Source organism: Cupriavidus sp. WS (assembly GCF_000395345.1).
In the GTDB taxonomy this organism is placed as follows: domain Bacteria; phylum Pseudomonadota; class Gammaproteobacteria; order Burkholderiales; family Burkholderiaceae; genus Cupriavidus; species Cupriavidus basilensis_B.
In genome coordinates this window covers 1-1,054 of the sequence record NZ_AQPL01000715.1, presented here as the reverse complement: position 1 = coordinate 1,054, position 1,054 = coordinate 1, and the positions used below count along the sequence as shown (strand labels likewise).

The 1,054-nt window shown below is 64.8% G+C and carries 1 pseudogene; it reads left to right on the top strand.

Annotation, left to right across the window (positions count from 1 at the left end):
- Window positions 1-1,054 (top strand): annotated as a pseudogene (locus K206_RS0136795) (DEAD/DEAH box helicase); the annotation flags it as partial.

Sequence of the window (1,054 nt, the reverse complement as noted above, 5' to 3'; positions counted from 1 at the left end):
TCACCGACCTCGACGGCGAGCCGGTCAACCCGGTCGCGCTCGAAGCCGAGGAGTACCGCAGGAAGTGCAGCCATTGCGCCGCGCCCCTGTGGACGCTGATCCGCCCGCGCAGCCTGTCCGGCAGCGACCAATCCTCGGCCGTGCTGAAAGCCTTGAAGCGCATCCCGACCATCGGGGAAGTCACCGCGCAGAAGCTGATGCAGAAGTTCGGCGACGGATTCCTGGCGTCGATGCTGGGCGACAACATCCACGAGTTCATCAACCTCATGGATGGCAACGGCGAGCTGGTGTTTTCCGACCGTCAAGCCACGCGCATGGAACGTGCGATGGCCAACATGGAGTTCGGCTTTGGCGAGGGCGGCTATCAACCGTCCGAGTTCATCAAGCGCTACCTGCCGCAAGGCACGTTCGACCTGCTCATCGCCGACGAGGCCCACGAGTACAAGAACGGCGGCAGCGCCCAGGGCCAGGCCATGGGCGTGCTGGCGGCGAAGGCTCGCAAGACCTTGCTGCTGACCGGCACGTTGATGGGCGGCTACGGCGACGATCTGTTCTACCTGCTGTTCCGAGCCCTTCCCGGGCGGATGCTCGAAGACGGCTATCGCCCGACCACGAGCGGCAGCATGACCTCGGCCGCGATGGCGTTCATGCGCGATCACGGTGTCCTGAAGGACATTTATTCCGAGAGCACCGGCACGGCGCACAAGACCGCGAAAGGCACGAAAGTCAGTGTCAGAACGGTCAAGGCTCCGGGCTTCGGCCCCAAGGGCGTGCTGCGCTGCATCCTGCCGTTCACGATCTTCCTCAAGCTTCGAGACATCGGTGGCAACGTCCTGCCGCCGTATGACGAGGAGTTCCGTGAAGTCGCGATGGACACGGCACAAGCCGCGGCCTACCGTGATCTGGCGGGTCGGCTGACCGCGGAGTTGAAACAGGCTCTGGCGCGACGCGATACGACGCTGCTGGGCGTGGTGCTCAACGTGCTGCTGGCCTGGCCGGATTGCTGCTTCCGGTCGGAGACCGTGGTGCACCCGCGCACGCGCAACACCTTGGC